The organism is Cohnella algarum (genome assembly GCF_016937515.1).
Lineage (GTDB): Bacteria > Bacillota > Bacilli > Paenibacillales > Paenibacillaceae > Cohnella > Cohnella algarum.
In genome coordinates this window covers 2,749,300-2,774,479 of record NZ_JAFHKM010000002.1, presented here as the reverse complement: position 1 = coordinate 2,774,479, position 25,180 = coordinate 2,749,300, and the positions used below count along the sequence as shown (strand labels likewise).

General features: G+C 60.7%; 23 protein-coding genes. 6 read left to right on the top strand and 17 right to left on the bottom strand.

Going from position 1 to position 25,180, the window contains the following annotated elements; translation table 11 throughout:
* Window positions 1-21: 21 nt before the first annotated feature.
* A complete protein-coding gene (gene tnpC / locus JW799_RS12710; RefSeq protein ID WP_420830620.1) occupies window positions 22-1,596 on the top strand; it encodes an IS66 family transposase in 1,575 nt (524 codons plus the stop codon).
* A gap of 806 nt (window positions 1,597-2,402) precedes the next feature.
* On the opposite strand, the gene JW799_RS12705 is transcribed toward tnpC, so the two are convergent.
* The 8 genes from JW799_RS12705 to bcp all read right to left on the bottom strand — a co-directional run bounded on the left by JW799_RS12705 (window position 2,403) and on the right by bcp (window position 11,185).
* Window positions 2,403-3,455 (bottom strand): alpha/beta hydrolase, encoded by a 1,053-nt coding sequence (locus tag JW799_RS12705; RefSeq protein ID WP_338026355.1) that lies wholly within the window; start codon window positions 3,453-3,455, stop codon window positions 2,403-2,405.
* Window positions 3,456-3,495: 40 nt separating this feature from the next.
* A complete protein-coding gene (locus JW799_RS12700; RefSeq protein ID WP_205430090.1) occupies window positions 3,496-4,863 on the bottom strand; it encodes an alpha/beta hydrolase-fold protein in 1,368 nt (455 codons plus the stop codon).
* Between the two features lie 23 nt (window positions 4,864-4,886).
* Window positions 4,887-5,807, bottom strand: coding sequence for a LacI family DNA-binding transcriptional regulator (locus JW799_RS12695; RefSeq protein ID WP_205430087.1), 921 nt, complete (start codon window positions 5,805-5,807; stop codon window positions 4,887-4,889).
* 2 nt (window positions 5,808-5,809) lie between these two features.
* Entirely contained in the window at window positions 5,810-6,643 is an 834-nt protein-coding gene (locus JW799_RS12690) for a sugar ABC transporter permease (protein WP_080832886.1), read from the bottom strand.
* A 5-nt stretch (window positions 6,644-6,648) separates the two neighbouring features.
* A complete protein-coding gene (locus JW799_RS12685; protein WP_240353255.1) occupies window positions 6,649-7,971 on the bottom strand; it encodes a carbohydrate ABC transporter permease in 1,323 nt (440 codons plus the stop codon).
* A complete protein-coding gene (locus JW799_RS12680; RefSeq protein WP_205430085.1) occupies window positions 7,968-9,380 on the bottom strand; it encodes a sugar ABC transporter substrate-binding protein in 1,413 nt (470 codons plus the stop codon). Before JW799_RS12680 ends, JW799_RS12685 begins: the two co-directional genes overlap by 4 nt.
* 206 nt (window positions 9,381-9,586) lie before the next feature.
* Window positions 9,587-10,393 (bottom strand): ABC transporter ATP-binding protein, encoded by an 807-nt coding sequence (locus JW799_RS12675; protein ID WP_205430083.1) that lies wholly within the window; start codon window positions 10,391-10,393, stop codon window positions 9,587-9,589.
* Between the two features lie 315 nt (window positions 10,394-10,708).
* Window positions 10,709-11,185, bottom strand: a complete 477-nt coding sequence (gene bcp / locus JW799_RS12670; RefSeq protein ID WP_080832889.1) for a thioredoxin-dependent thiol peroxidase — start codon at window positions 11,183-11,185, stop codon at window positions 10,709-10,711.
* Window positions 11,186-11,370: 185 nt separating this feature from the next.
* Here bcp and JW799_RS12665 point away from each other — a divergent pair, with 185 nt between their 5' ends.
* A complete protein-coding gene (locus tag JW799_RS12665; protein ID WP_080832890.1) occupies window positions 11,371-11,796 on the top strand; it encodes a hypothetical protein in 426 nt (141 codons plus the stop codon).
* Window positions 11,797-11,839: 43 nt separating this feature from the next.
* A complete protein-coding gene (locus tag JW799_RS12660; protein ID WP_205430081.1) occupies window positions 11,840-12,028 on the top strand; it encodes a hypothetical protein in 189 nt (62 codons plus the stop codon).
* Window positions 12,029-12,100: 72 nt separating this feature from the next.
* Here the strand turns inward: JW799_RS12660 and JW799_RS12655 are convergent, their stop codons facing one another.
* From JW799_RS12655 to JW799_RS12645, 3 genes are read right to left on the bottom strand one after another with little or no spacing between them, the layout of a single operon-like run.
* Window positions 12,101-12,898, bottom strand: coding sequence for an ABC transporter permease (locus JW799_RS12655; protein ID WP_080832892.1), 798 nt, complete (start codon window positions 12,896-12,898; stop codon window positions 12,101-12,103).
* 4 nt (window positions 12,899-12,902) lie between these two features.
* Window positions 12,903-13,697: an ABC transporter permease gene (locus JW799_RS12650; RefSeq protein ID WP_139787106.1), complete on the bottom strand. Its 795-nt coding sequence runs from the start codon at window positions 13,695-13,697 to the stop codon at window positions 12,903-12,905.
* Window positions 13,694-14,749, bottom strand: a complete 1,056-nt coding sequence (locus tag JW799_RS12645; protein ID WP_205430078.1) for an ABC transporter ATP-binding protein — start codon at window positions 14,747-14,749, stop codon at window positions 13,694-13,696. Before JW799_RS12645 ends, JW799_RS12650 begins: the two co-directional genes overlap by 4 nt.
* Window positions 14,750-14,899: 150 nt before the next feature.
* Here JW799_RS12645 and JW799_RS12640 point away from each other — a divergent pair, with 150 nt between their 5' ends.
* Both JW799_RS12640 and JW799_RS12635 read left to right on the top strand, forming a co-directional pair.
* Window positions 14,900-15,937 carry an LCP family protein gene (locus JW799_RS12640; RefSeq protein ID WP_205430076.1) on the top strand — a complete coding sequence of 346 codons (1,038 nt, stop codon included), beginning with the start codon at window positions 14,900-14,902 and terminating at the stop codon, window positions 15,935-15,937.
* A gap of 187 nt (window positions 15,938-16,124) precedes the next feature.
* Window positions 16,125-17,429 (top strand): glutamate-1-semialdehyde 2,1-aminomutase, encoded by a 1,305-nt coding sequence (locus JW799_RS12635; RefSeq protein WP_205430074.1) that lies wholly within the window; start codon window positions 16,125-16,127, stop codon window positions 17,427-17,429.
* Between the two features lie 416 nt (window positions 17,430-17,845).
* On the opposite strand, the gene JW799_RS12630 is transcribed toward JW799_RS12635, so the two are convergent.
* Genes JW799_RS12630 through JW799_RS12615 form a run of 4 tightly spaced genes read right to left on the bottom strand, consistent with a single transcriptional unit; the run spans window position 17,846 to window position 22,621 of the window.
* Window positions 17,846-18,418, bottom strand: coding sequence for a metallophosphoesterase family protein (locus tag JW799_RS12630; RefSeq protein ID WP_240353254.1), 573 nt, complete (start codon window positions 18,416-18,418; stop codon window positions 17,846-17,848).
* Window positions 18,334-19,794, bottom strand: a complete 1,461-nt coding sequence (locus JW799_RS28615) for an ABC transporter ATP-binding protein (RefSeq protein ID WP_338026262.1) — start codon at window positions 19,792-19,794, stop codon at window positions 18,334-18,336. The genes JW799_RS12630 and JW799_RS28615 overlap by 85 nt, the downstream gene beginning before the upstream one ends.
* Entirely contained in the window at window positions 19,791-21,485 is a 1,695-nt protein-coding gene (locus JW799_RS12620) for an ABC transporter permease (RefSeq protein WP_240353252.1), read from the bottom strand. Before JW799_RS12620 ends, JW799_RS28615 begins: the two co-directional genes overlap by 4 nt.
* Before the next feature lie 2 nt (window positions 21,486-21,487).
* The gene (locus JW799_RS12615; protein WP_205430072.1) at window positions 21,488-22,621 is read right to left on the bottom strand and encodes an ABC transporter substrate-binding protein; all 1,134 of its coding nucleotides are present in this window, start codon (window positions 22,619-22,621) and stop codon (window positions 21,488-21,490) included.
* A 170-nt stretch (window positions 22,622-22,791) separates the two neighbouring features.
* Here JW799_RS12615 and JW799_RS12610 point away from each other — a divergent pair, with 170 nt between their 5' ends.
* Window positions 22,792-23,682: a LysR family transcriptional regulator gene (locus JW799_RS12610; RefSeq protein ID WP_205430071.1), complete on the top strand. Its 891-nt coding sequence runs from the start codon at window positions 22,792-22,794 to the stop codon at window positions 23,680-23,682.
* Between the two features lie 203 nt (window positions 23,683-23,885).
* Here JW799_RS12610 and JW799_RS12605 read toward each other — a convergent pair whose 3' ends face one another.
* Both JW799_RS12605 and JW799_RS12600 read right to left on the bottom strand, forming a co-directional pair.
* A complete protein-coding gene (locus JW799_RS12605) occupies window positions 23,886-24,191 on the bottom strand; it encodes a hypothetical protein (RefSeq protein ID WP_240353251.1) in 306 nt (101 codons plus the stop codon).
* A 47-nt stretch (window positions 24,192-24,238) separates the two neighbouring features.
* A complete protein-coding gene (locus JW799_RS12600; RefSeq protein WP_080833779.1) occupies window positions 24,239-25,075 on the bottom strand; it encodes an inositol monophosphatase family protein in 837 nt (278 codons plus the stop codon).
* Window positions 25,076-25,180: the final 105 nt, after the last annotated feature.

Genomic DNA, 25,180 nt, shown 5'->3' with positions numbered 1-25,180 from the left:
ATCCGTGCCGAAGTATACCATATGGAAAATCGAGCGGAATCGCCTCAGATCGAAGAGCTTCGGCAACAAAATGCGAAGCTGGAACAACAAAATATCGAGCTATCGGCCAAGCTCAAGTGGTACGAGGAACAGTTCCGTCTGGCGCAGCAAAAGCGCTTCGGCACTTCCAGCGAGAAGACGAATCCGGACCAGATGGAGCTGAATCTGTTCAACGAAGCCGAAGTGCTGGCCACACCAGCCGGACAAGAGCCACCTACAGAGAAGATCACGTACGAGCGCCGCAAACAGACGGGCAAGCGTGAAGACGACTTCTCCGACCTGCCGGTAGAGACCGTCGTGTACAAACTCGAGGAAGGCGAACGGTCCTGTGCTTGCTGCGGCGGCTCGCTGCATGAGATGACGACTGAGATGCGCAGCGAGATCGCGCTGGTGCCCCCGCAGGTCAAGGTCATGCGGCATATTCGTCAAGTCTATGCTTGCCGCCACTGCGAGCGTCATGAGATCCAGACACCCATCGTCACGGCGCCCATGCCGAGGCCCGTCTATCCCGGAAGCTTGGCTTCGCCGTCCAGCATGGCCTACGTCATGACGCAGAAATATGTGGATGGCTTGCCCCTGTACCGGCAAGAGCAGCAGTTCGCGCGTCTTGGCTATACGTTGTCTCGCCAGACGATGGCGAACTGGATGATGTATGGTGCGGAGCAATGGCTGTCTCCGCTGTTTGCTGCCATGAAGGCGTATCTGCTGCGGCAAGAAGTGCTGCATGCCGACGAGACGACGCTTCAGGTGCTGCGCGAAGAAGGCAAGTCCGCGGAAGCGACGTCCTACCTGTGGCTATATCGGACCGGACGTGATGTGCCGCCGGCAATACTCTACGAATACCAACGGACGCGGGGCGGCGAACATCCGCGCAACTTCCTGTCCGGATTCAAAGGCTATTTGCATGTGGATGGGTACCCCGGGTACCACAAGGTGGCAGACGTGAAGCTCGTCGGTTGTTGGGCACATGCCCGGCGCAAGTACGACGAGGCGCTGAAGGCAGGGCCGCCGGAGATGAGGAAGCTGGGAACCGTTGCGGGACAGGGCCTGGCTTACTGTAACCAGCTGTATGCAATTGAACGGGACCTTGCCGAAGTCTCCGCTGAAGAGCGACAGGCGAAGAGGCAGGAGCAAAGCCTGCCGGTGCTTAACGCCTATCATGGATGGCTGAAGGAGCAACGGTCCAAAACCTTGCCGAAGAGCCTGTCCGGTCAAGCGATCGCCTACAGCTTGAATCAGTGGGATAAGCTTACTGCGTTCCTGTCAGATGGGCGGCTGGAGCTCGACAACAATCGGAGCGAGCGGTCGATCAAACCGTTCGTGATCGGGCGCAAAAACTGGCTGTTCGCCAACACGCCTCGCGGCGCGAAGGCTAGCGCGGTAATCTACAGCGTGATCGAATCGGCCAAGGAGAATGGTCTGCACCCGTTCAACTACTTAAAGTACCTCTTCGAGCAGTTGCCGCAGATCTCTGGACCGCTCGATGCCGACGCGCTCGAACCCTTCATGCCATGGTCGCACGAGCTACCGGCTGAGTGCCGATTAAGTAAAAAGTAACTACAGATTAGTCGAACTGAGCTCCCGCCGCTAGGTGGGGGCTATTTGACGCTTACTTTACTCAAATGAGTGCGGCTGTTCGCTTACGGAGGGGTGAAATGAGTCGCCACGACTCAACCGGATCGTTCGCGTTCATGCGGCGGCGGCGAGATGGGTCATTTTTACTCAAATGTGTGCGGCTGCTCGCGTACGGTGGGTTAAGATGAGTCACCACGACTCAACCGGATCGTTCGCGTTCATGCGGAGGGGGCGAGATGGGTCATTTTTACTCAAATGAGTGCGGCTGCTCGCGTACGGAGGGGTGAAATGAGTCACCACGACTCAACCGGATCGTTCGCGTTCATGCGGAGGCGGCGAGATGGGTCATCTTTACTCAAATGAGTGCGGCTGCTCGCGTACGGAGGGGTGAAATGAGTCACCACGACTCAAACTGGATCGTTCGCGTTCATGCGGCGGCGGCGAGATGGGTCATTTTTACTCAAATGAGCGCGGCTGCTCGCGTACGGTGGGTTGAGATGAGTCACCACGACTCAACCGGATCCGCAGGGGCCGAGCCAACTTCCGGAGCGGACGGGGAAATGTCGCCGGTTCATCCCCAAAAAAAGCGGCGGCCTATTTTAGACCGCCGCTTTGGCATATCCGTACTCCGAGCCTTCGCGCCATTACGCCGTTATCGGCCAGAAGGCTGCCCGATAACGCCTCCAGCGATCTAGCCAGGTACCAATGATTTTCGATCGCGGCCGCGGCGCCCCAGCGATTCTAGCCCGGCACCGGAGACCCCGGTCGCGGCCGCGGCGCCCTCGATTCTAGCCCGAAATCGGAGACTCCGTTCTCGGCCGCGGCGCCCAGTCGAGTTCGGCGGAGCTCGCTCCGAACCGGAATGCCACCTTCGCGTTCTCGCAGCGCGGGGAGCGGACGACTCCCTCTCCGTCGATCCGCGCCGGCGCCGTCCCCGCGGACGCGAACGCGCCGCCGAGCGGCGTCAGCTTCAATCCGCCCTCGTACTCGGCGCTAGCGACGATTCGGCAAACCGCATCCTCCCCGTGCATGACAGTCGCCTTCGCTTCCGTCAGCGTCAGCCGGGCGAGCTCCCCCCGCCGGCCGAAAAAATGGATGAGCGGCAGCTCCGCCCGGCGCTCCCAGTCCCGTTCCGTATGCTCGGCATCCGGATCGAAATAATACGCCAGCTGGCGATCGGGCTCGTATCCGGCGTCCAGCAGTTCGCGGACGAGCCCGCGAACGTGCTTTTCCATGATGAGCGTGCCTTCCCTGCCGCCGAGGTCGATCCAAATTTTCTCGAGCGGCTTCTTTTCCGCGAACCGGGCGTAGACGCGCGTTTCGGTCAGGTCGGCCGGATCGACGTGATACAGATAAGGGGAAATAATGCCGAGATGGCCAAAAACGTCGGGCCGGCGCATGCCGATATGGTACGTGACCTGCCCGCCGCGCGAGGAACCGAGCAGCGCCGTGTGCTCGGGTCCCGTCTTCGTCCGCAGCAGCCGGTCGACGAACGGCTTCAGCTCCTCGATCAGAAACCGCTCGTACAGCTCCCCCTTCGGCTCGATGTTCCACTTGTCGCGCTTGTAGTCGACGCCTTCGAGCGCGTGCGTGTACTCGTTGGCCCGCTCCCCCTCCATGTTGGCGACGCCGATCATGACGATCTCTTCGATTTTCCCCTCGGCGATGAGCCGGTCGGCCGCCAGGTGCAGGTTCCACGACTGGCCGTTGTAGGCCGGATGGAACATGTTCTGCCCGTCGTGCAGGTAAAGCGCCGGATAGGCGCGGCCGCTTCCGTCTGCATAGCCCGGGGAAGGTAAATGTAAATGTCCCTTTCGTTGTCCAGCAGTTCCGAACGAAATTTTTCGATCCGAAGCAGCGCCATTGCGTTTTCTCCTTTCGTTAGACCCGAACCCGGTCGATCCAGCCCGCGACCCGGTATTCGGCGACGAGATTTTCCTGCGCTCGAAGCAAGCGGAACGGGGCGGGCCGGCCGGATTCGTCGGCCTCGTCGCGTCCCATCCCGCGCGAGATGCGAAATTCGACCGCAAAATCGCGCGGCAGCATATACGTCCCCCCGTACGCATACGGACCGATCCGGGGCAGCTCGATGCCCGCGTAAATCGTCTCCTCGTCGGGCGTATCCGGCGGCACGACGACGCGCAGCGTCACCTTCACCCGCTCCGCCAGCTCCCGCACGACGGTTACCGCTCGCACCGACGTCCGGCCCGCCGCGTTCGTATACGCGACTTCGGTCGCCCCTTCGCGATGCGGCACGACCGTTCCGTCCTGCAGAACCGACAGCACGGAAGGGTCGGCGACGCGGAAGGAAGCCGCGAGGTTGGTCGCGACAAAGCCGGTGTCGTATATATCGATCGGATGAAAAACGGCGGCCGCCCCGTTCAGCCCGACTTTGTCCGGCCCGAGCAGCAAGGAATCGGCGACGTTCCCGACCCGTCCGAACAGGAAAAGCAGCGGGGCGTGCAGCCGGGCGGCCCAATCCTTCTGCGAGTGGCCGGAGCCCGGGACGAAGTGGTACGCCAAATCGCGGCCAGTCGCAAACCCGGCGTCAAGCATCGCCTTGACGACAGTGCGGACATGCTTATCCATCACGGTGAAGCCTTCCGCGTCGCCGACGTCGATCCACAGCCGGATCGGCGGCTTGTGCCGGTAAATCCGGGTCAGCCACTGCTCTGTCTCCTGTGTCGGGTCCGGCTTGACGAAAAACGGGCACAAGGCGCCGACCAGCCCGAACACGTCGGGGCGCCGAAAGCCCAGATTGTACGATACGAGGCCGCCGGCCGACGATCCGAGAACGCCCGTGTCTTCGGGCCCGGGAAGCGTGCGAAACTCCCGGTCGATAAACGGCTTGACCTCCTCGATCAGAAACCGTTCGTACAAGTCCCCTCTCCCCGCCGCCCCGTACACCTCGCCGAGGCCGGGTACCGGATGCATATATTCGGCGATCCGCGCGCTTGCCACGTTCGCGACCGCCACGATGATCAGCGGCCGGATTTTTCCCTCCGCGATCAGCCGGTCGGCGGTCTCCCGGGCCTCCCACGAGCCGCCGCGGTCGTCGGCGCGAAACGCGTGCTGCCCGTCGTGCATGTACAGCGCCGGATAGCGCTCTCCCTCATTCCCGGGGGCGTCGTAGCCCGGAGGCAAATAAACGAACAGCTCCCGTTCGTTGTCCAGAAATTCCGAGCGAAAATTCGCGAACGTGCGGATTTGCGATTGCGATAGCCTTTTCGCCTGCGATTGCGGTTGCATGTATGGCTTTCTCTCCTTCCTGTCTAAGGCAAAACGGATAAAAAAACGAACTCTTCCGGTCTTGCTTCGTGCGGCTTGCGAATGTAGTGGACGATCAGCTCCGCCGCCTTGCGGTAGCCGTCCGGGTCGAACCGGATTTTCGGCGTCCGTTCCGGCAGCAGCTCGGGGCACCCGCACGTGCAAACGGCGGCCAAGCGAAGCGCCGGTTCGGCCCGCAGCGCGGATAGGCCGACGAACTCGTTGACCGCGATTCCCGCCTGCCCGGCCCGTTCCCGGACGAAGCGCCGCAGCGCCTCCTCGTCCCGATAAACGTGGATATCGCCGGCGGACAGCCCCGACAGCCGTTCGATTCGTCCGGACAGCTCCGGATCGCGGTATTCGTCGGTGATCAGAAATTGCGGAGCCGCGCCGAGCGCCCGCTCCGCCGCCGCGAACGCGCCGGCGAAATCCGGCAGCAGCTTGTGAAAGATCGGCTCCTTGACGCAGCTGTCCACCGCCATGACCGGAATCCCCATCCCGTACCGGCCGGAAATGCGGAGAAAATCCCGCTCCGACACGTCGAATACGAATACGCCGTCCATTTCCCGCTCCAGAATGACGTCCAGCTTCGGCGACGAAGGATCGACGTGGATGGCGATCGGCTGGTACCCGTACCGGTTCAAATGCCGGCCGAGCCGATACGCCGCCTGCGCGTACTTGTACCTCTGCCAGGCCGGCCCGTCTTCCGGATCCGGAAGCACGACGCCGATCAGCTCGGACTTGCCGCTTTTGAGCGAGCGGGCGCTGATGTTGCGGATGTAGTTCAGCTGCTGGGCGGCCTTCATCACCTTTTCCCGCGTTTCCGGGGAGATCGACTGCGTTTCGACGTTGTTCATGATGTAGGAAACGGTCGCGGTGGAGACGCCGGCCGCCCGGGCGATATCCTTCATCGTCATCTTTTTCATCGTTATCCTTTGTCGGCTCCGGCGCTGAGGCCGTGAATCAAATACTTTTGAAACGCCATATAGAGCGCCGTGATCGGCAGGGCGGCCAGCACCGAGCCTGCGGCGAACAGGCTGAAGCTGGAGTTCGTTTTGTCCGACACCATGCCGTACAGTCCTTGGGCCAGCGTCATTTTCTCCGAGGAACGGAGCACGATTTGCGGCAAAATGAAGTCCATGACCGGACCGATGAACGAAGTCAGCATGACGAAGGTGATCGCGGGCACCGACAGCGGAAGCATGATCCGCGCGAACAGCTCCTTTCGGCCGGCTCCGTCGATGATCGCCGCCTCCTCGATGCTGCGCGGAATCGAATCGAAGTACCCCTTCATCACCCAGACGCCGAACGAAACCGAGCCTCCCGCATAAATGAGGATGAGGCCGAGATGCGTATTCAGCAGCCCCGTCTGCAGCAGCAGCACGAAAAGGGCCATGATCGACAGGAAGCCGGGGAACATTTGCAGCACGAGCAGCGCGATCAGGCCGGCCTGCCGCCCCTTGAAGCGGAAACGCGAAAACGCGTACGCGGTCACCGTCACGAGCAGCGTCGACAGCAGCATGTTGGCGACGGCGATGACGAGCGTATTGCGGTACCACAGGAGGAAATCGGTCTCGCGCAGGAGCGCCGCAAAGTGCGCCAGCGTCGGGTTTTTCGGCAGCATGCTGCTGATGAGCAGCGAGTTGCCCGGGTTCAGCGACGTGCCGACGACCCAGACGAGCGGGTAAAGCGTCGCGATCAAAATGCCGATCAGCGCGGCGTAAATGCCGAGCACGGCAACCCTTCCTTTTATGGCGGCCATATCGCTCAGTCCTTTTCCTTAAACGATTGGGTTCGGCTGTAATTCAGCACGGAAATCGACGCGATCAGCACGAACATGACGATCGACACGGCGGAAGCCATGTTGAACTGGTTTTGCTCCAGCGTCATTTTGTAAATCCAGGACAGCAGGATGTCGGTCGACCCGGCGAAAAAATAGGCGGGATTGGCCGGACCGCCGTCGGTCAGCATATAAATCAGGTTGAAGTTGTTGAAGTTCGACGCGAACTGCATGATCAAAATCGGCGACGTGGCGAGCAGGACGTGGGGCATCGTAATCCGCGAAAATTTGGCCCGCCCGCCCGCGCCGTCGACCTCCGCCGCCTCGTACAGATCCTTCGGAATCGTCGTCAGGATGCCCGACTGCAGCGCCATCAGAAACGGCATCGAGATCCAGAAATGGACGAGCAATATCGTGACTTTCGCCATCGTCGGGTCCGCGAGCCACGGAACGGCCGGCAGGCCGATTTGCTCCAGCAGCCCGTTGATCGGGCCGAGGGCGCCGTTGAACAGCAGGCGGAAGACGAGAATCGCGATAAACGCCGGGAACGCCCAAGGCAGAATGAACGTCGTCCGCCACAGCTTTTTGAAGCGGACTTTCGGGTGGTTGATCATCAGCGCCACGAGCAGCCCGCCGAAAAACACCGTCAGCGTCGACAGCGCCGCCCAGACGACGTTCCACAGCAGAATGCCCGTGAACGTCGAGTACCACGCCGGCTCCGTAAACAGCCGGACGAACGTGCCCCACCCGATCCAGTTGACGAGCGAGCGGTCGGGAATGTGGTTCGGCGAGGAGTAGTCGGTAAACGCCGTCAATATGTTGAACAGCATCGGGATGACCGACACGAACAGCACAAGCACGAACGCCGGCAGCAAAAGCAGCAGGGCGGTTCGCCCCTCCCGCGCCGCGAGCCGGACGCCCGGGGCGCGGCCCCCGGAAGCCGCGGATTTGCAGGCGGCTTGCCGGTAGGCGTCGACCGCGTTCAGGACGTGAAGCCAGACCAGCCCCGCGGCGACGAATAGCGCGATCAGCCCGTCGATCATCATGAATATCGAGTGATCGCCTTTGACGAGCGCGCCGTTCACGATCCGGGTCGGCTCGTCGCCCAGCGTGATCAGGCCGCGAATGGCTTCGTACAGCCGCGGCAGGATGAACGCGACCCCGATCGCATAAACGCTTAAAAACAGAGCTCCCTTCGCATACTGGCGGTTCAGCAGCTGTCCGCCTCCCGCGCAGGCCGCGGACAGAACCGCCGCCGTCCAGGGACGGGAAAGAGGCCGGTTCGCCATCGTCGTAACGTTGCTTTTCATGGGTTCGTTTCCATCGCCGTTTTCATTTGGCTCACCATGTGATCCAAAGCTTGCTTGACATCCGTCTTGTCGTCGTTCCAGATCGTCGACAGCGCGGCGTAGGACGGCACCCATACGGTCGCCGTTTCCGGAATGGCGGCGAGCGGCACGGCATGCTGCATTTGAGTCATAAACGCGGCGACGTCCGGGTTCCCCGTGACGACGGGATCGTTCATCAGATCCTGACGCGTCGGCAGTTGGGCGGTCATCTCGTAGCGCAGCTTGGCGTTTTCCTTGTTCGTCGCCAGCTCCGCGAACAGCTTCGCGGCGTTCGGATAGCGGGTGTACGAGTTGACGAACAGCGAGCGCACGCTGATCAGGCTTTTCGGGTGTTCGCCGTTCGGCAGCAGCGGGAGCGGCACGACGCCGAAATCGACGCCGGCGTTCGCGAGATTGGCCATTTGCCACGTGCCCTCGATCATCGCCGCCGCGTTGCCTTCCTGGAACAGGCCCGCGATGACATTGCTGTTGATGTCCGCCGTGTTCAGCGGGAACAGCGCCTTCAGCGTCCGGGCGAATGTCGCGCCTTCGACCGCGCCTTCGTTGTTCAGGCCGATATCGGCCGGATCGGTGCCGTCCTGGCCGAAAATGTAGCCCCCGTATCCGGCGATGAACGCGTGAACGAGATAAATTTGCGCGACGTCCCAGGCGAGGGCGTATTTTTTGGCGGACGGGTCGGTGAACGTTTTGCCGAATTCGAGCAGCTCTTCGAACGTTTCCGGCCCTTTCGGCATCAGCGCTTTGTTGTAATAGAGCGCGTACGTGTCGGCCGACATCGGATAGCCGTAGGTGACGCCGTCGTACGTAATAGCGCTTACAACCGACGGAATCGCGTTTTTCGCCAAATCCTCGGTCGTCCGGTCGTTCGCCAGCATCAGCCCCGCGCTGACCGCTTTGCCGATGGAATCGTGCGGCGCCGAAAACACGTCGGCCCCAAGCCCCGCCGGGCCGTCCGTCATCAGCTTGCCGACCGTATCGATGGACGGCACCGTCTCGACCTTGACCTTTACGCCGTACAGTTCCTCGTACTGCCTACCGATTTCCTCGAGAAACTTCCGCTCGTTGCCGTCCGACTCCCAGACGACCAGGGACGCCCCGTCCTCCGGCTCGATGTCAGCGCTTACAGAATTCGGCGAAGCGGTCGACGAGTTCGGGTTGTCGCCCGGGTTTCCTTTTCCGTTCCCGGTTCCGTCTCCGTTTGCGTTTCCGTTTGCGTTTCCGTTTGCTTTTCCGCTTAAACTGCCGGTCGCGTTCGCGCTGCCGTTTCCGCTTCCCGGCTCGACCTGCGAATGGCCCGCGTTTCCGCAAGCGGCGGCAATCGCCAGAACGATAGCCAGCAAAACCGCTTTCCCCCATTGCTTTTTCCGCAATTCGTTCATCTCCTTTAACTTAACCGTTTAAGCTACTTACACGTTTAAGTTAACATGAACGATTTGTCCTTGTCAACAGGTTTACCCCCGGTTCGCTGCCCATTTTCCGCCTCTTTTTATCCAGGCTTGGTCCTTCCGCAAAAAACAAGCCTCCATGCGGGAAGCGGCCCGCATGGAGGCTTGGTCGGCGTCGTGCCGTTTCGTTTTCACTCGTTCCAATCGACCGCGTTCCCTTCCGCCAGCCGCACGTAGAACCGCCCGTTGTGGCGCTCCGCGATGACCGGCGCTTCAAAAAAATCGCTCAGCGTCTCCGAATTCATGACTTCGCGCGTTGCGCCCTGGCGAAACGCTTCGCCCCGACGAAGCAGCAGCGTATGGCCGAATGCCGGCAAAATCTCCTCCGTATGGTGGGTCACGTAAATGAGCGTCGGCATGTTCTCCTGCCGCGTCAGATCCCCAATGCTGGCGAGCAGGCGCTCCCGCGAGAACAGATCGAGCCCGTTGCACGGCTCGTCCAGGATCAGCAGCTTCGGCTCGGCCATGAGCGCCCGGGCGATGAGCAGCTTTTGTTTCTCGCCCTGCGAGCACGTCCGATACTCGCGGTCCCACAGGTGAGAGCAGCCGAGCTTCGCCATGAGCCGCTCCGCCCGGACGAAATCCTCGGGCGACGGCTTCTCGTAGAGTCCGATCGAAGCGAATTTGCCGCTGATGACGACAAGCTGCGTCCGGTCGCTTCCGTAAAGCTTTTCCTGCAGAGACGAGCTGACCCAGCCGATCGACTGCCGCAGCTCCCGCAAGTCGACTTCCCCGAACCGGCGGCCCAAGACGGTCACCTTCCCCTTGGTCGGCCAGAAATAACCGTTGATCATATTGAGCAGGGTCGTTTTGCCGGATCCGTTGAGACCGAGCAGCGCCCAATGCTCATTGCGGCGGACGCGCCAGCTGACGTCGTTTAACAATGTCCTTTTCCCCTGAATCCATGTTACGCCCTCGATATCGATGATCCATTCCATTTCGTCCACTCCGTTTCCGAATTCGAATCCAGGCGCCGGAGACGGAAGCCTCCATAGGCTCGCTCAGCCCGCATTTATTTATCTTAATAAAATCGATCGGGCATGTCGTTGCGAAAATTGCGGCGAATGACCGCAACATTTGCTATTTTCCCGGCAGATGAATCGAAGGGAATCGAAGAGAATGGGCGATGACAGCAGCCTGTTTGCGCCGGTTAGGACGCAGCGGCAAATCGAAGAAGCGCACGGCCCCCGCGCATAACGGACGGGGACCCGGCGGCGGCCGGCGAACGCGGAACCGTTCCTGCGAAGCCTTTATTATCCGGGCTGCTGCGCGCGAACGGCCGCCAACACCGCGTCGATGTGGCCTTTTACCCTGACATTTCGCCATTCCTGCGCCAGAATCCCCCGCTCGTCGATCAGGAAGGTGGAACGCACGATGCCCATATACGTTCGGCCGTACATTTTCTTCTCCTGCCAGACGCCGAACATTTCCGCCACTTTGCGATCCACGTCCGCCAGCAGCGGAAACGTCAGCTGGTGCTTCGCGATAAACTTCGCGTGCGACTTCGCATCGTCCGGGCTGATCCCGAGCACGACGGCGTTCGCTTCCCCGAACAAAGCGTTGGCATCGCGAAAATCGCACGATTCCTGCGTGCAGGTCGGGGTCATGTCCTTGGGATAAAAGTAGAGAACGACCTTCCGGCCGCGAAATTGGCTTAACCGAATCGTTCCGCCTTCCGAAGACGGAAGCTCGAAATCCGGCACGGGTTGTCCGATTTGTACCTGAGACACGGCGAATCGCTCCTCCGAAAAACAATTTCCGATATCTTACCAAATCCCGCCGCCGAATGGCAAGAACGCCCGACATGCGGTATAATCGAATCAACATGATCACAGCGAGCGAAGAACGCCGCACTATTCCTTGGGTTCAAGGGTAGGGCGGCTTTTTGCGTTTCTGTGCAAAAGGGAAAAAGACGATGAATTTCGATGCCGCTTACGCAAAGTGGATGGAGGATCGGCAGCAAACGAGGAAAGGCGAATCCCTGCGAAGATTGAGGGAAGGACACGGTTACTTAGAAAAGCTGTTTCTAAGCGAAATCTGGTGGCCTGCGGTCGGGAATTTCGAGCATTTGCATCCGGAATTTGAAATCATCGATGATCGGGGGGCAATCCGCTTTCTCGATTTCGCCTATTTGCGCGCGCCTCACAAGATCGCTCTCGAAATGGACGGCTTCAACGCCCATGCCCGCGAAATGGACCGGCGGCAATTTTCCGAAGAACGGAAAAAGCAAAACTTCCTCCTATTGAACGGGTGGAAAATGCTGCGGTTTTCGTCGGACGACATCAAGGACTCTCCTGCCTATTGCCGACAGACCGTGATTCAAATGTTCGGCGAGTGGTAATGCGGGACAACCGGCGAAAATGACCCCCGTCGAGCGGGACATCATGTGGTTTGCAATCAAACTCGAGCGCACGTTCCGTCTGCCGGAAGTTTGCTCGGCTTTGAACATCGGCGAAAAATTCGCCAGAAGGTCGCTTGCCAGACTGGCCGAGCTGAACTTGCTGGAACCCGCCTCCGGAACAAAACGGATCACCTCTTACCGCCTGGGCAGCAGCGCCGGCAAGTTTTATTGAAATTATACGAGAACCCAGCCATGCGCGACCGTTATCCGCTCGCGTTTCGATTTATTTCGCCAACTCCTCGGCTCACGACCCCGCGCCGCGATAGCGCTTGATCCCGTGGTTCCACACGAGCACGCCGATCCCGGCGAAAATGACGCCCATCGCCGGCGTCAGCCAGGGCATGAGCCCGTCCCCGGAAGCCCGCCCCAGGAAAAACTCCGCCGGATACACGCCGACGAACGCGAACGGAAGCACCCACGTCAGCAAAAACCGGATTCCCTTGTTGTAAATCTGCACCGGGTAGCGGCCGTAGTTCTGAATGTTGAACATCAGCGGCACGATGCCCGTCGGGGCGTCGGAGTAGAACGAGATCGCGGCAAGCGCGACGTAAATGCCCATATAGATGAGGACCGAGCCGACGACCATGACGATGAGCACGAGCGGATCGTACCAGTCGAACGGAAGGCCGAGCTGCGTCCAGGCGGCGCCCATGATGCCGAGACCGACGAGCGACCCGATGAGCGAAGGCGGATCGACGTTTTCCAGCAGCACTTGGGTAAGCGAACCTGCCGGCCGCGTCAAAATCCGGTCCATCTCTCCTTTGACGATGTACCGCTCGCTGAAATTCCACAAATTCACGAACGCGCCGAACACCCCGTACGGAATCATAAAATAGCCGTAAACGAACACGACCTCCGCCTGGCTCCAGTCCCCCAGGGAAGGCGTATGCTGAAAAACGACGAAGATAAAAATCAGATTCATCGCCGAGAACATCAGGTCGGAGACAACTTCCACCCAAAAATCCGCCCGGTACGTCATTTTCGTTTTAAAATAATTGGCCAAGTATTCGCGGAACAGCGATAAGGTATGCCCTATTTTCATCGGCTTAACCTCCTTGCACGAACAGCCGCTTCCGGGCCGCCCGCCACATGAGCAAAATCGGCACGACGAGCGCCGCGCACCAGATCGCCTGAACGAACAGCGCCTCCCACACAGCCGAGCCGGTTATGCGCTCCGTAAACACCGATCCGGGCAAATACGTAATCGCCTGAAAAGGCAGCCACTGCAGCACGCTTGAAGCCCACCCCGGAAAAAACGCGATAGGCACGACGACCCCGGACAGCAGGTCGACCGCGACCCTTTTCATCCGCATCAGCCCTTCGTTGTTTTCCACGAAAAAGGCGAACAGCCCCGTCATCAGGTTGATCTGCGTGTTAATAAGGAAGCTGAACCAGAGCATGACGAAGAAAATGATCCATAAAACCGGATCGGTTGGCAGCTCGATGGGAAAAATAAGCGTCACGACGATCATGCCGGGCGCCATGAACAGCAGCAGCCGGAACAGCCCTTCGCCGAGGCCCTGCATCATTTTCACCATCAGGTAGGAATAAGGCCGCGTCATCTGCACCGCAACGCTGCCGTCGCGGATTTCGTTGGAAATTTCCCGGTCCAGGTTGTTGAAATAGAACGCCCGGGCCATCCAGGACACCGCGACGTACGTCGTCATTTGAACGACCGTAAAGCCGGCCAGCCGCTCCGCGTCTCCGTAGATCGCTTTCCACATGAAGTAATAAGCGCCGATGTTAATCGCATAAACGGCAATGCCGCTGTAATAATTGACGCGATAGGCGAGCATCGTCAGGAAACGGATTCGGATAAAATCGAGATACGCGCCGCTCACCGGACTCCAGCTCCCGAAACCGCCGGCTCTGCCGCTTCGTCTCCGGCCGGCTTGACCGAGCTCCCCGTCCGATAGATCTCGCGCACGATCTCGTCGGTGTTCGTTTCGAAAATTTTAATGTCGCTGATTTCCTTCGCGCCGACGACGCGGGACAGCACGTCCGACACGTTCATTTCGCGCGGGAGCCATACTTTGGCCGTCAGCTCGTTCTCCTTCGACCAGCGGACCGCGAGCCCTTCGGTCAGGGCGCTCAGCGAAGGCAGCGAAACCGGATCCGCAAACTGAAACTGCACCTCGCGGCCTTTGCCCCAACGGTCTTTCAATTGATCCAGGCCGCCGTCGTAGATGATGTTGCCGTCGTCCAGCATGATGACCCTCGAGCAGAGGGCTTCGATATCCTGCAGGTCGTGCGTCGTCAGCAAAATCGTCGTCCCGTGGTCGCGGTTCAGCCGTTTCAGAAATTCGCGGATTTCCGTTTTTACCACGATATCGAGACCGATCGTCGGCTCGTCCAAAAACAAAATCGACGGATTGTGCAGCAGCGCGGCCACCAGCTCGCAGCGCATCCGCTGGCCGAGGCTCAGCTTGCGCACGGGGCGATTGAGCAGGTCGCCCAGTTCAAGCGTTTCGACCAGCTCGTCCAGCCGCAGCTTGAATTCGCGTTCGTCCACCCGGTATACTTTGCGCAGCAGCCGGAACGATTCGATAACGCCGATGTCCCACCACAGCTGGCTGCGCTGCCCGAAGACGACGCCGATGCCTTTCACGAACGTTTCGCGATCCTTGTGCGGCACGTAGCCGTTCACGACGATTTTGCCCGACGTGGGAACGAGAATGCCGGTCAGCATTTTGATCGTCGTCGACTTTCCGGCGCCGTTCTCGCCGATGTAGCCGCAGATCTCGCCTTGCGGAATTTGAAAGCTGATATCCTTGACGGCCGCGACCTCGCGGTGCTCGCGCTTGAACAAGTCCAGCATCGCTCCCTTGAGGCCCTCTCGATTTTTTTGCACTTTGAACTGTTTGCGCAGCTTTTCGACTTCGATTGCCAGCATTGCGTTACGTTTCCTCCATTTTTCGACAATACTTGCTTACATCCTTCAGTAAACTTTATAATTTCATAATATGCAATGCAATCATACAATTCAGATCACCCCTGCGCAAACGTCGCTTTTTGCCGGCTGCGCCGAAAGGAACATATTCGCATGCGTAAAAAATGGAAAATATTCAGCTATACGTTGCTCGCTTTGGTCATCGTCCTGCTTGCCGGCGTCGGCTGGTACGTTTACAGCGGCTATCAGGAGGTAAAAGGGTTGCAGAAATCCGAGGACGAGTCCCGGTTCGGCCAATTCGAGCAAAAGCCGGAGGAGAAGCCCCCGGAATGGACGGGGACCGAGCGGGTCAACATCCTGATCATGGGCGGCGACGAACGGGGCTTGCGGGAAGGCGAAGTCGCCCGTTCCGACACGATGATGGTCGCTTCCATCGATCCGACGACGAAGGGCATTCATCTGTTTTCCGTCCTGCGCGACACGTACATCGAAATTCCCGGACACGGAAGCGACCGGGCCAACGTCGCGATCACGCTGGGCGGTCCGGAACTGGCCATGAAGGCGATCGGCGACTTGCTCGGACTTGACATCCAGTATTACGTTTACGCCGACTTTCAGGGCTTCATCAAGCTGGTCGACGCGATCGGCGGCGTCGATTTTTACGTCGAAAAGGATATGAAATACAGCGATGCGGCGGACGGCCACGTTTACGACATCGATTTGAAGGAAGGGCAGCAGCACCTTGACGGGGAAAAAGCGCTGCAATACGTCCGTTTCCGGCACGACAAGCTGTCCGACTTCACGCGCACCGAGCGTCAGCGGAACTTCCTGAAAGCCGTCGCGGACAAAATGCAATCGGGCTGGAACATCATCAAGCTGCCGCAAATTATCGGCGACATCAGCCCTTACATCGAAACGAACCTGTCGCCGGAAGATATGCTGAAGCTGGGCAACCTGGGGCTCAAATCGCACCAGGCGGGCTCTGCCCAGGTTCCGCCGATGGAGCTCATTTCCGACGAGCGGGTCGGCGGCGCGGCGGTTCTCGGCATCCGCGATTCGGACGAATTGAAGGAATACGTCCAGGAAGTGCTCGCGACGGACAGCGCCGTCGCGGCGACGCCGTCCCCGTCCGCTTCGTCTTCCGCTTCCGCGGAGACCGGGGATTCGTCCGGCGGCTCGGATTCGGAATAGTCCGTTTGCGTTTCGCCGGATTTCACAACATCGTCACCGAAAGCAAGGCAAGCGGGGATCGCCGGGAGGCGGTCTCCGCTTGCTTCTTGGCTGCATGCGCGCACATTCCGCCAAAGAAAGGCCGCCCCGCCAATGCGCTGAGCCCGCTTAACGCGTTTCACATCATCCAACGGGAGGTTTTTTCCATATGTCGAGATCGAAGTCCGCTCAATTGTACGAGGAAGCCCAGCTGCATATCGTCGGAGGCGTCAACAGCCCTTCCCGCTCCTTCAAAGCCGTCGGAGGAGGCGCGCCCGTATTCATGGATCGCGCGGAGGGCGCTTATTTCTGGGATGCGGACGGCAACCGCTACATCGATTATCTCGCTGCCTTCGGACCGATCATTACCGGCCACGCCCACCCTCATGTGACGGAAGCGATCGTGAACGCCGCCCGCCGCGGCACGCTGTACGGCACGCCGACCGAAGGCGAAATCGAACTGGCCCGCCGGCTCAAGGAAGCCATCCCTTCAATGGATAAAGTCCGGTTCGTCAATTCCGGGACCGAAGCCGTCATGTCCGCGATCCGGGTGGCCCGGGCGGCTACCGGACGCGCCAAAATCATCAAATTCGCCGGCTGCTACCACGGCCATTCCGACCTCGTGCTCGTCGCGGCGGGCTCCGGACCGTCGACGCTCGGCACCCCCGACAGCGCGGGCGTGCCGGTCAGCATCGCAAACGAAGTGATCACCGTGCCGTTCAACGACGCCGACGGCCTGAAGCAGGCGCTCGAGCGGTGGGCAGACGACGTCGCCGCCGTGCTCGTCGAGCCGATCGTCGGCAACTTCGGCATGGTCATGCCGAAGCCGGGCTTTCTGGAAACGGTATGCCGGCTCACCCGCGACGCGGGCGCTCTCGTCATCTACGACGAGGTTATCACGGCCTTCCGTTTCCATTACGGCTCGGCGCAAACGTTCGGCGCGTTTCCCGATTTTGCCGCCATCGAGCCGGATTTGACCGCGCTCGGCAAAATTATCGGCGGGGGGCTTCCGATCGGCGCTTACGGCGGCAAACGCGACGTCATGGACCGCGTGGCGCCGCTCGGCCCCGCCTATCAGGCCGGAACGATGGCGGGCAATCCCGCCTCCGTCGCCGCCGGGCTCGCCTGTCTCGACGTGCTGCGGGCGCCCGGCGTGTACGAGCGGATGGAAGCGCAGGCGGCGCGCCTGACCGCGGGCCTCGCGGCATCGGCGGACCGTCATGGCGTTCCGCTTACGATCAACCGAATTGTCGGAGCGTTCTCGACCCATTTTTGCGATCATCCGGTAACGAATTACGAAGAAGCGCAGGACACCGACGGCGAGCTGTTCGCCCGGTTTTTCCGGGAGATGCTGGCGCGCGGCATCTACCTTGCCCCGTCCAAGTACGAAGCCTGGTTTCTCACCGCGGCGCATTCGGACGAGGACATCGACGCCACGCTCGAGGCCGCGGAAGCTTCGTTCAAGGCTCTGTAAAGTTTAAAGAACGAAGCGGCACAAAATCCGGGACGTCTTCAAGGGGTTGCCATGAGCATGCGTATGGCGGGTTGAGATGAGTCGCCACGACGCAACTGGATCGTTAGCGCGCATGCGGAGGCGGCGAGATGAGTCATTTTTACCCAACTGCGTGCGACCATAAGCGTACGGCGGGGCTGAGATGAGTCGCCACGACGCAACTGGATCGTCCGCATGCGTGCGGAGGCGGCGAGATGAGTCATTTTTACCCAACTGCGTGCAGCCATAAGCGTATGGCGGGGCTGAGATGAGTCGCCACGACGCAACTGGATCGTCAGCGCGCATGCGGAGGCGGCGAGAAGAGCCACCACGACTCCACTGAATTCGCGTTGCCAAAAAAAGCATCCCGACGCCAATGCCGGCGCCGGGATGCTTTTTTATTGCGGCAGCGTCCACCCTCGCTCGCGCAAATCCGAGTACCGGCCGAACGATTCCGTGGCGCAGGAAAAGGAAATCCGGTTGCTCAGGTCGACAAGCGTCAGGCGGCAGCCGTGCTTGGCTCCGGTGTCGATGCCGATCCGCTTTTTCCCGAACCAGAGCTCTCCCGCCCTGGCGCCCATCTTGAAGGTCGGCGTATGTCCGAAAACGACCGTATACGGCAGCTCCCCGTCCTTTTCCCAAAAATCGTTGCGGATTCCCGTCAAATCGGAAGCCTCCTGCCTCTCGAGCGGAACGCCGGGCCGGATGCCCGCATGCACGAGCAAAAATTCGTCCTCGCGCCAATAAAGCGGAGTTTCCCGCAAAAACGAAATATCCTCCGGAGCGACCGCCGGCGCCTCCCTGCGCTCGGCCGCGCCCAGCATCCAGCGCTCCATATTGCCGAGCACCGCCCGCGCCCCTTGCAGCGCCAGCTCGCGCGCGAACCTCAGCGCCGGCCAGCTGCCGCGGTTCGTATCGATAAAGTCTCCCAGCAAATAAAGCCGGTCGGTTCCCGGCGCGTAATCGGCCATGCGAAGCAGCGCGCGCGCCGCCTCCGCATGACCGTGAATGTCCGAAATGGCCAAAATACGGGGCATCTGCGATCACCTTTCGTCTCGTTGCGGATACATGTACGTTTCGTTCGGGGAAAAAACGAGCGCTCCGGTCGCTCCCGCCGGGAGAGGCTCGTCGTGGAACAGCGCAAGCTTTCGCCCTTCGGCGTCTTCGGCGAGCACCCTCCACCGGCTCCCCTCGAAGGAGCTGTGGACGATGCGGGCCGGAAGCCGGTTGAAGCCGGGCGGAAACGCCTGGTTCCCCCGGATGCGGCATAGCCGGCTTCCCGCATTCCGCTGCCTTCCCAACTCGCGGCTTCCGGGCGGAATAGAATATCATAAACTTCCGCGCTTCCGGCAGGCCGTTCCGGCGATACGCCCCGAAGCACGGATTTTCCCGTTCTCGCGGCGACCGTGCGGCCCGCGAACGGGATCGAATCGGCTTCCGCCCCGGCTCCGGCCGCTCCGCCCTGCCTTTCCGCCCGCGCTCCGGCGCCGCCTTCCCGTTCCGTTCCCGCTTCCGAGCCCGCATCGGTTCGGCTGCCCGCCCCGGTCCCCGCCTCCGCGGCCGCGGCGACTTCCCCGTCGGCCCGTTCCGATTCGGCCTTGCCGCTCAGCCGGTTGCCCGCCCCCAGCAGGGAAGCGGCCGAAGGCGTCGCCGGCAGCCCGTAGCAGCTTTGCGGCCGGCCGATCTGGTCGATCGCCCCGTTGCGCATGATGATCAGCCGGTCGGCCATCGCGAACGCTTCCTCCGGGTCGTGCGTCACGTGGAATACCGTCGTTCCCAGTTTGCGGAACAGATAAGACATCTCCGTCCTCATCTCGATCCGCAGCCTCATGTCCAGATTGGACAGCGGCTCGTCGAGCAGCAGCAAATCCGGCTCCGTCGCCAGCGCCCGGGCGATCGCCACCCGCTGCTGCTGGCCGCCGGACAGCTGGGCGGGCAGACGATTTTCGAACCCTTCCAGATGAAGCAGCTGCAGCAAGCCGTTCACTTTCTCCTCGATGGCGGCAGCCGACGCTTTTTTCCGTTTCAAGCCGTACGAAACGTTATCGTATACCGACATATGAGGCCATAGGGCATAATCCTGGAACACCATGTTGATCCGCCTTTTTTCGGGCGGGACCAGCTTGCTTTTCGACGACACGGTTTCGCCTCTAAGCCTGATTTCCCCCGCATCCGGCTGCTGCAAGCCCGCGATCAGTTGAAGCAGGGTCGATTTTCCGCAGCCCGAAGGTCCCAGCACGCTGATGATCTCGCCTTGCGCGACGCCGAAATCGACCCCTTTGAGCGCCGCATGGCTCCCGTACGCCTTCCCGAGCCCTTCCACTTCCAGTATCGTAGGTTTGCTCACGTTTTCCGCTCCTTGCGTTTTCTGGGTTTGAACAGCCATTCCGCCGCCAGGATGACGGCGATGACGATTCCGCCGCCGGTCAGCGTCGCGGCCGCCGCATAACCGAACTTCAAATCCTCGAACGCCTTGTTGATGACGACGGGCAGCGTCATGAAGTTCGGCGGGAACAAAATGGACGTCGTCGCGAGATCGAAAACGCTCGCGCCGAACGCCGCCAGCGCCGCCGATACGAGCGCTCCCCGCAGCAGCGGCAGCAAAATCGTCCGCACCCGGCGCCCGAACGGCGCGCCCTGCATTTGCGCCGCCGCCAGCAGCCCCTTCGGCACCTTGGCCATCGCTCCGGTCACGACGCGCGTGATGACCGGTATCGCTCCCGCCACGCTTGCCAAAATGAGAATGGCCGGCTTACCGTACAGCAGCAGGCCGATCTTCTCCAGCCAAGCCTGGTTCCAGACGAAAATGTAGCCGATGCCGAGCACGACCCCCGGAACGGCCAGGGAGATCAGCGAAATGACGTCGACGGTTTGCCGCAGCTTGAACGTCGAGTACGTCAGGACGTAAGAGACGAGAAACCCGACGGCCAATCCGATCGCGGCCGCGCCGGCGGCGATGCCGAGCGAATGGAGCAGCCCGTCCGCCAGCTGGCCTCCGTTGGCGAACAACTGCCGATAATGCTCGAACGTCAGCGAGCTTCCCGCCGAACCGTTCGATCGGGTAATCGAGGACACTAGGTTCGAGCCGAACGGAATTCCGACCGCCGCGGCGAGCAGCGCCGCGGTTCCCGCGGCAAGCGCCCAGTCTCCCCGGGCCGGCCGCCGGGGCTCCGAGCGGACGGCCCGGGAGGAAAGGAAATCGTAGCGCGATTTCCGGAGCGCGTAAAATTGCAGGCTCATCGCCAGCGCGATGATCAGGACGAGATAGAACGAGAGCACGCCGGCCATATCGAAGCGGATCGGCGACGTGTACAGGGCCGAATAAATCGAATAGGGAAGCGTCGGAAAGCGGAATACGGCCGCGATGGAAGCCGGAAGCCCGAAGTCGCCCACCGCGTCCATAAAAACGAGCATCGCCCCCGAGCAGTACGCCGGCAGCAGCAGCGGCGCCTGAATCGTCCGCCAAGCGGTCCAGGAGCTTCCGCCGTTCATGCGCGCCGCCTCGCTGAGCCGGTCGACCTTCCATTCCAAAGCGGCATGCACCGCCAAGTAAGCGAACGGAAATTTGCTGAGCGACATAATGAAGATCAGCCCCGCCGGCGTAAACACCGCCGAATGGACCCAGTCCCAGCCCAGCCACTGGCGGGCCAGCCCGCCTGGCGCGGCGAACATGACCCAGCCTTGGGCGAGAATAAAGGACGGCGTAATGATCAGCAGCCAAACCGCCAAATCGAGCAGCCGGGCCCCCGGAAACGACCAACGGGCGCGTACGGAGGCAAGCGCTCCGCCGATGACGGTGCCGAGAAGCGTCGTGCCGGCGCCGAGGATAAGCGTGTTTTTTAACGATTGCGACCATAAAGGCCGCTTGAACACGTCGAGCAGCAGCGACAAGTCGCCAATCTGCCACGTTCCGAAAAAAACGCCCGGCAGCAGCACCTGGACGACGACCGCCGCAAGCGGAAGCAGAATAAGCAAAACAAGGACGGCCAGCACCAGCCAGCCCGTCCTGTTCCCGTAAGCGAATATTCGGTTCAGCATCGTCATTGCACCGCGTTATCCGCAAACCATTGCTTGATTTCCGCCTCGTGCCCGGAAGCGAACGAAGCTTCCGCCACGACGAGCTTGGCGTTCGGCTCGCGGTCCGCTTTCGGATTGACGCCCGTCACGCTCGGTTCGAAATAGCTTTCCTCGCCTTGGTCGATCAAAGCCTGTTGGGTAGCGGGATCGAGCAGGAAGTCGACAAACGCCTTGGCCGCTTCCGGATGGTCGGTTTCCTTCTGAATCGCGGCGACGCGGACGGAACCCGGCGCCCCTTCTTCCGGCCAGATGATGCCGATCGGCTCGCCGCCGTTTTTCAGAGCGTACGCGTTGCTCTCCTGGAGAGCGGCCGCCTTGATTTCGCCGCCGGTCAGGGCTTGCGCGACGTTGGGGTTTTTCGGATAGACGCGGGTGCCGTTGCCCAATACGCCCTTGAAGTATGCCTTGCCCTCTTCCATGCCTTTCGATTCGAAAAACCAGGCGACGAACGGATACGCCGGAGCGGCGACGGCCGGGTCCGCCATGCCGACCGCGTCCTTGAATTTCGGGTCGGCCAGATCGGCCCACGATTGCGGCGCGCTCGCTTCGTCGAAAGCCTCCGTATTGTAAACGATGACCGAGGCGGCGTGCGCGCCCGTCGGATAATAGGATTGGTTCGCGGGCACGAAGCCTTTCGCGAAATCGGTCAAATTCGCGGCGTTGGCGGGAGTATAGCCCTCCAACAGCTGTCCGCTCTGGCTCAGGCCTTCGATGGAAGGCATCGAATCCATCCAGACGACGTCCCAATGCGGGTTCCCCTTTTCCGCTTCGATCCGGGACATGATTTCCGCTCCGTTGCCGGTTACGAGTTCCAGCTTGTAGCCGGTCGCCTCTTCGAACATCGGCTTGATGATTTCGTCGAAATCGTTCAAATAGACCGTCAGCGTCTCGCCGCCCCCCGCAGGCTTCGCGCTTTCCGAAGCCGAAGGCGACGCGGAAGCCGCTTGCGAGGCCGACGGCGAAGGAGAGCTCGCCGCCCCGTTTCCGTTGTTGGCACCGTTCGCGCCGTTTGCGTTGCTGCCGCAAGCCGCGGTTGCCAGCATCAGCGATATCAGGCCCGCGGCGGCGAAGCCCCGGTTGATGAAATTCCGTTTCATATGCATCCCCCTGCCCAAATTAGGTATGCCTTAACTTTAAGGGGGGATTGTCAAGCTTATGTAAACCCAATGCCAACTTGAGATTAAATAATATCTATAGTTATTGATATTTTTATCGAATTTATCTATATTTTAATCGATCGGAAACGGGGGAAACGAGGGATTGGCGGATGAACGTCCAACAGTTGAAAGTCTTTCTAAAAGCGGCCGCCAGCCGCACGATTTCGGATGCCGCCGAGGAGTTGGGGCTCAAGCAGCCAACGGTTACGTTTCATTTGAAAAAGTTGGAGGATACGCTCGGAGTCGAGCTGTTTCGCAAAAGGTCCGGGCGTCTGCGGCTTAGCGAAGCCGGGGAGGACCTGCTCCCTTACGCCCGCAAAATCGCCGCCATGATGGACGAAGCCCAGCGGCTAATGAGCGAGTACAGGGATCAGGGACGGGGCAAGCTCAGACTGGGCGCGAGCTATACGCCCGCCACTTATTTCCTGCCGGCGTATCTCGCCGAGTTCCAGATGAAATTCCCTTTGACGCTCCCGCTGCTGACGGTGAAGCAAGCTTCCGACGTGCTTGCCATGCTGCACCGGTACGAAGTGGACGTCGCCGTCGTTTCGCTGCCGGACGAGCCCTATCCGGAGCTTCACGTCATCAAGCTCGCCGATGACGGATTAAAGCTCGTCCTGCCTCCGCGGCATCGGCTGGCGGGGAGGCAGAACGTCGCCGTGAGCGACCTTGCGGACGAGCCGTTTCTCGTTCATGAGACGGGGTCGACCTCGCGGGAGCTGGCCGAGCATTGGGCGAGGGAAAACGGGCTGCGCTGGAACGTTCGGATGGAGCTGGGCGCCGTCGAGACGATCAAGGAAGCCGTCAAGCACGGCATGGGAATCGGGCTGCTGCCGGGGCGCAGCGTCTTGAGGGAAGCCGCCGACGGCGATTTGGCGGTGCGGGAGCTGCCCGGCAAGGTGCGGCCTCGAACGATCAGCCTTGTCTACCGCAAGGAAGATTCGCTGGCGTCCCAGGCGTCGCGGTTCATCGCCTTTATGCGGGCGAAACTGGACGTATGAGGGCCTCGTATAGACTTAGGCTGCGTTCGCGCTCCTCCGCCCCGCGAACGCGATAAAGCGATGGACTCGTGCCGGCAGAATCGCCTTTCGTTAGCCGTCCGGCGGCATATAGGAAAGCCTGCAAATCTGCTGGTTTTGGCGCTATCGCGAGTTCGATCCGAAAAAAAGCAGCCCCGCGAAAACGAACCGTTTCCGGGAACTGCTTACTCTTCTTTGGCCGACGCGTCGCCGCCCGCCGCGGTTCCGTCGTAACGGGCGTAGCGGTCGTCCGCCTCGGAAGCCATCTTGCGATAGACTGCCGTCTTCTCCGCGATCGGATCGCTTTCGCTCCGAATGCGGATTTCCCACCGCGGCGGCAGAGATGCCACCGCTTCTTCGGCCGCGTTCCGGCCGTCCGCCTCGCCCTCCGCCAAGCGGCGGGCCAATTCCCTTTCCGCCGGCGAAGCCGCGGTCTCCGCGGCCTCGTCCGCTTCGGGCGACCCGGCGGCTCGTTTCTGTTCCTCGGCCATGTCGCCGCCTCCTTCGCTTCCCCTAGGATGGTCGAAAGCTCGGATTTTTACGCTTTGGCGAGCGATTCGATCAGCTCGTCGTGAATCCGGCCGTTGCTCGCCGCAATGTCCCGGACGCCGAGATGATAAGGCTGGCCGGCCTGATCGGACAGCCGCCCTCCCGCCTCTTCGACGAGCAGCGAGCCCGCGGCCAAATCCCAGGCGTTGAGCCCCACTTCCCAAAACCCGCTAAGCCGTCCCGCCGCCACGTAGGCCATGTGCAAGGCGGCCGAGCCGGCGATCCGCAAATTCCGCACCTGCGGAGCCAGCGCCTGAATCTGGCGCAGATTGGCCGGAAGCGCCGCCACGTGATCCGCCGGCAGGCCGGTGGCGACGAGGCTTTGCGCGAGAGCCGTCTCCTTCGAAACGCTCATTCTTTTCCCGTGTACGTAAGCGCCTTTGCCCCGTTCGGCTACGAACAGCTCGTCCCGGGAAGGATCGTATACGACGCCGACGATAACTTGTCCCTTATAAGCCAAGGCGATCGATACCGAATAAAACGGGAAACCGTGCACGTAATTGGTCGTTCCGTCGACCGGGTCGACGATCCACAAATATTCCGCTTCGCTTTTGCGTTCCAGCGCCTTCGCCGAAGCTTCCGGGCCGGGTTCGACCCCTTCCTCGCCCAAAAAAGAATGCTCCGGAAAGTGGGTCACGATCAAATTCCGAATCAGCCTCTCCGCTCCCTTGTCCACTTCGGTGACGAGATCGTGCTTGCTGTATTTGACGTCGGGGGCCGCGAAGTTGCCGATTTTGGTTTTAATCCATTCACCGGCCTTGGCTGCGCAGTTGACGGCGACCGCCGTAAAGCTCTTGCTGCCGATAACCGGCTCGTTGGCATCCATCGAATCATCCCTCAAATCTTCCAAAATAATAGTTTTTTCCGTGAAAACCCTTACCCGTTTATTATAGCGCGACTTCGTTCCCTAATTCTATCATGCTTGTATTAT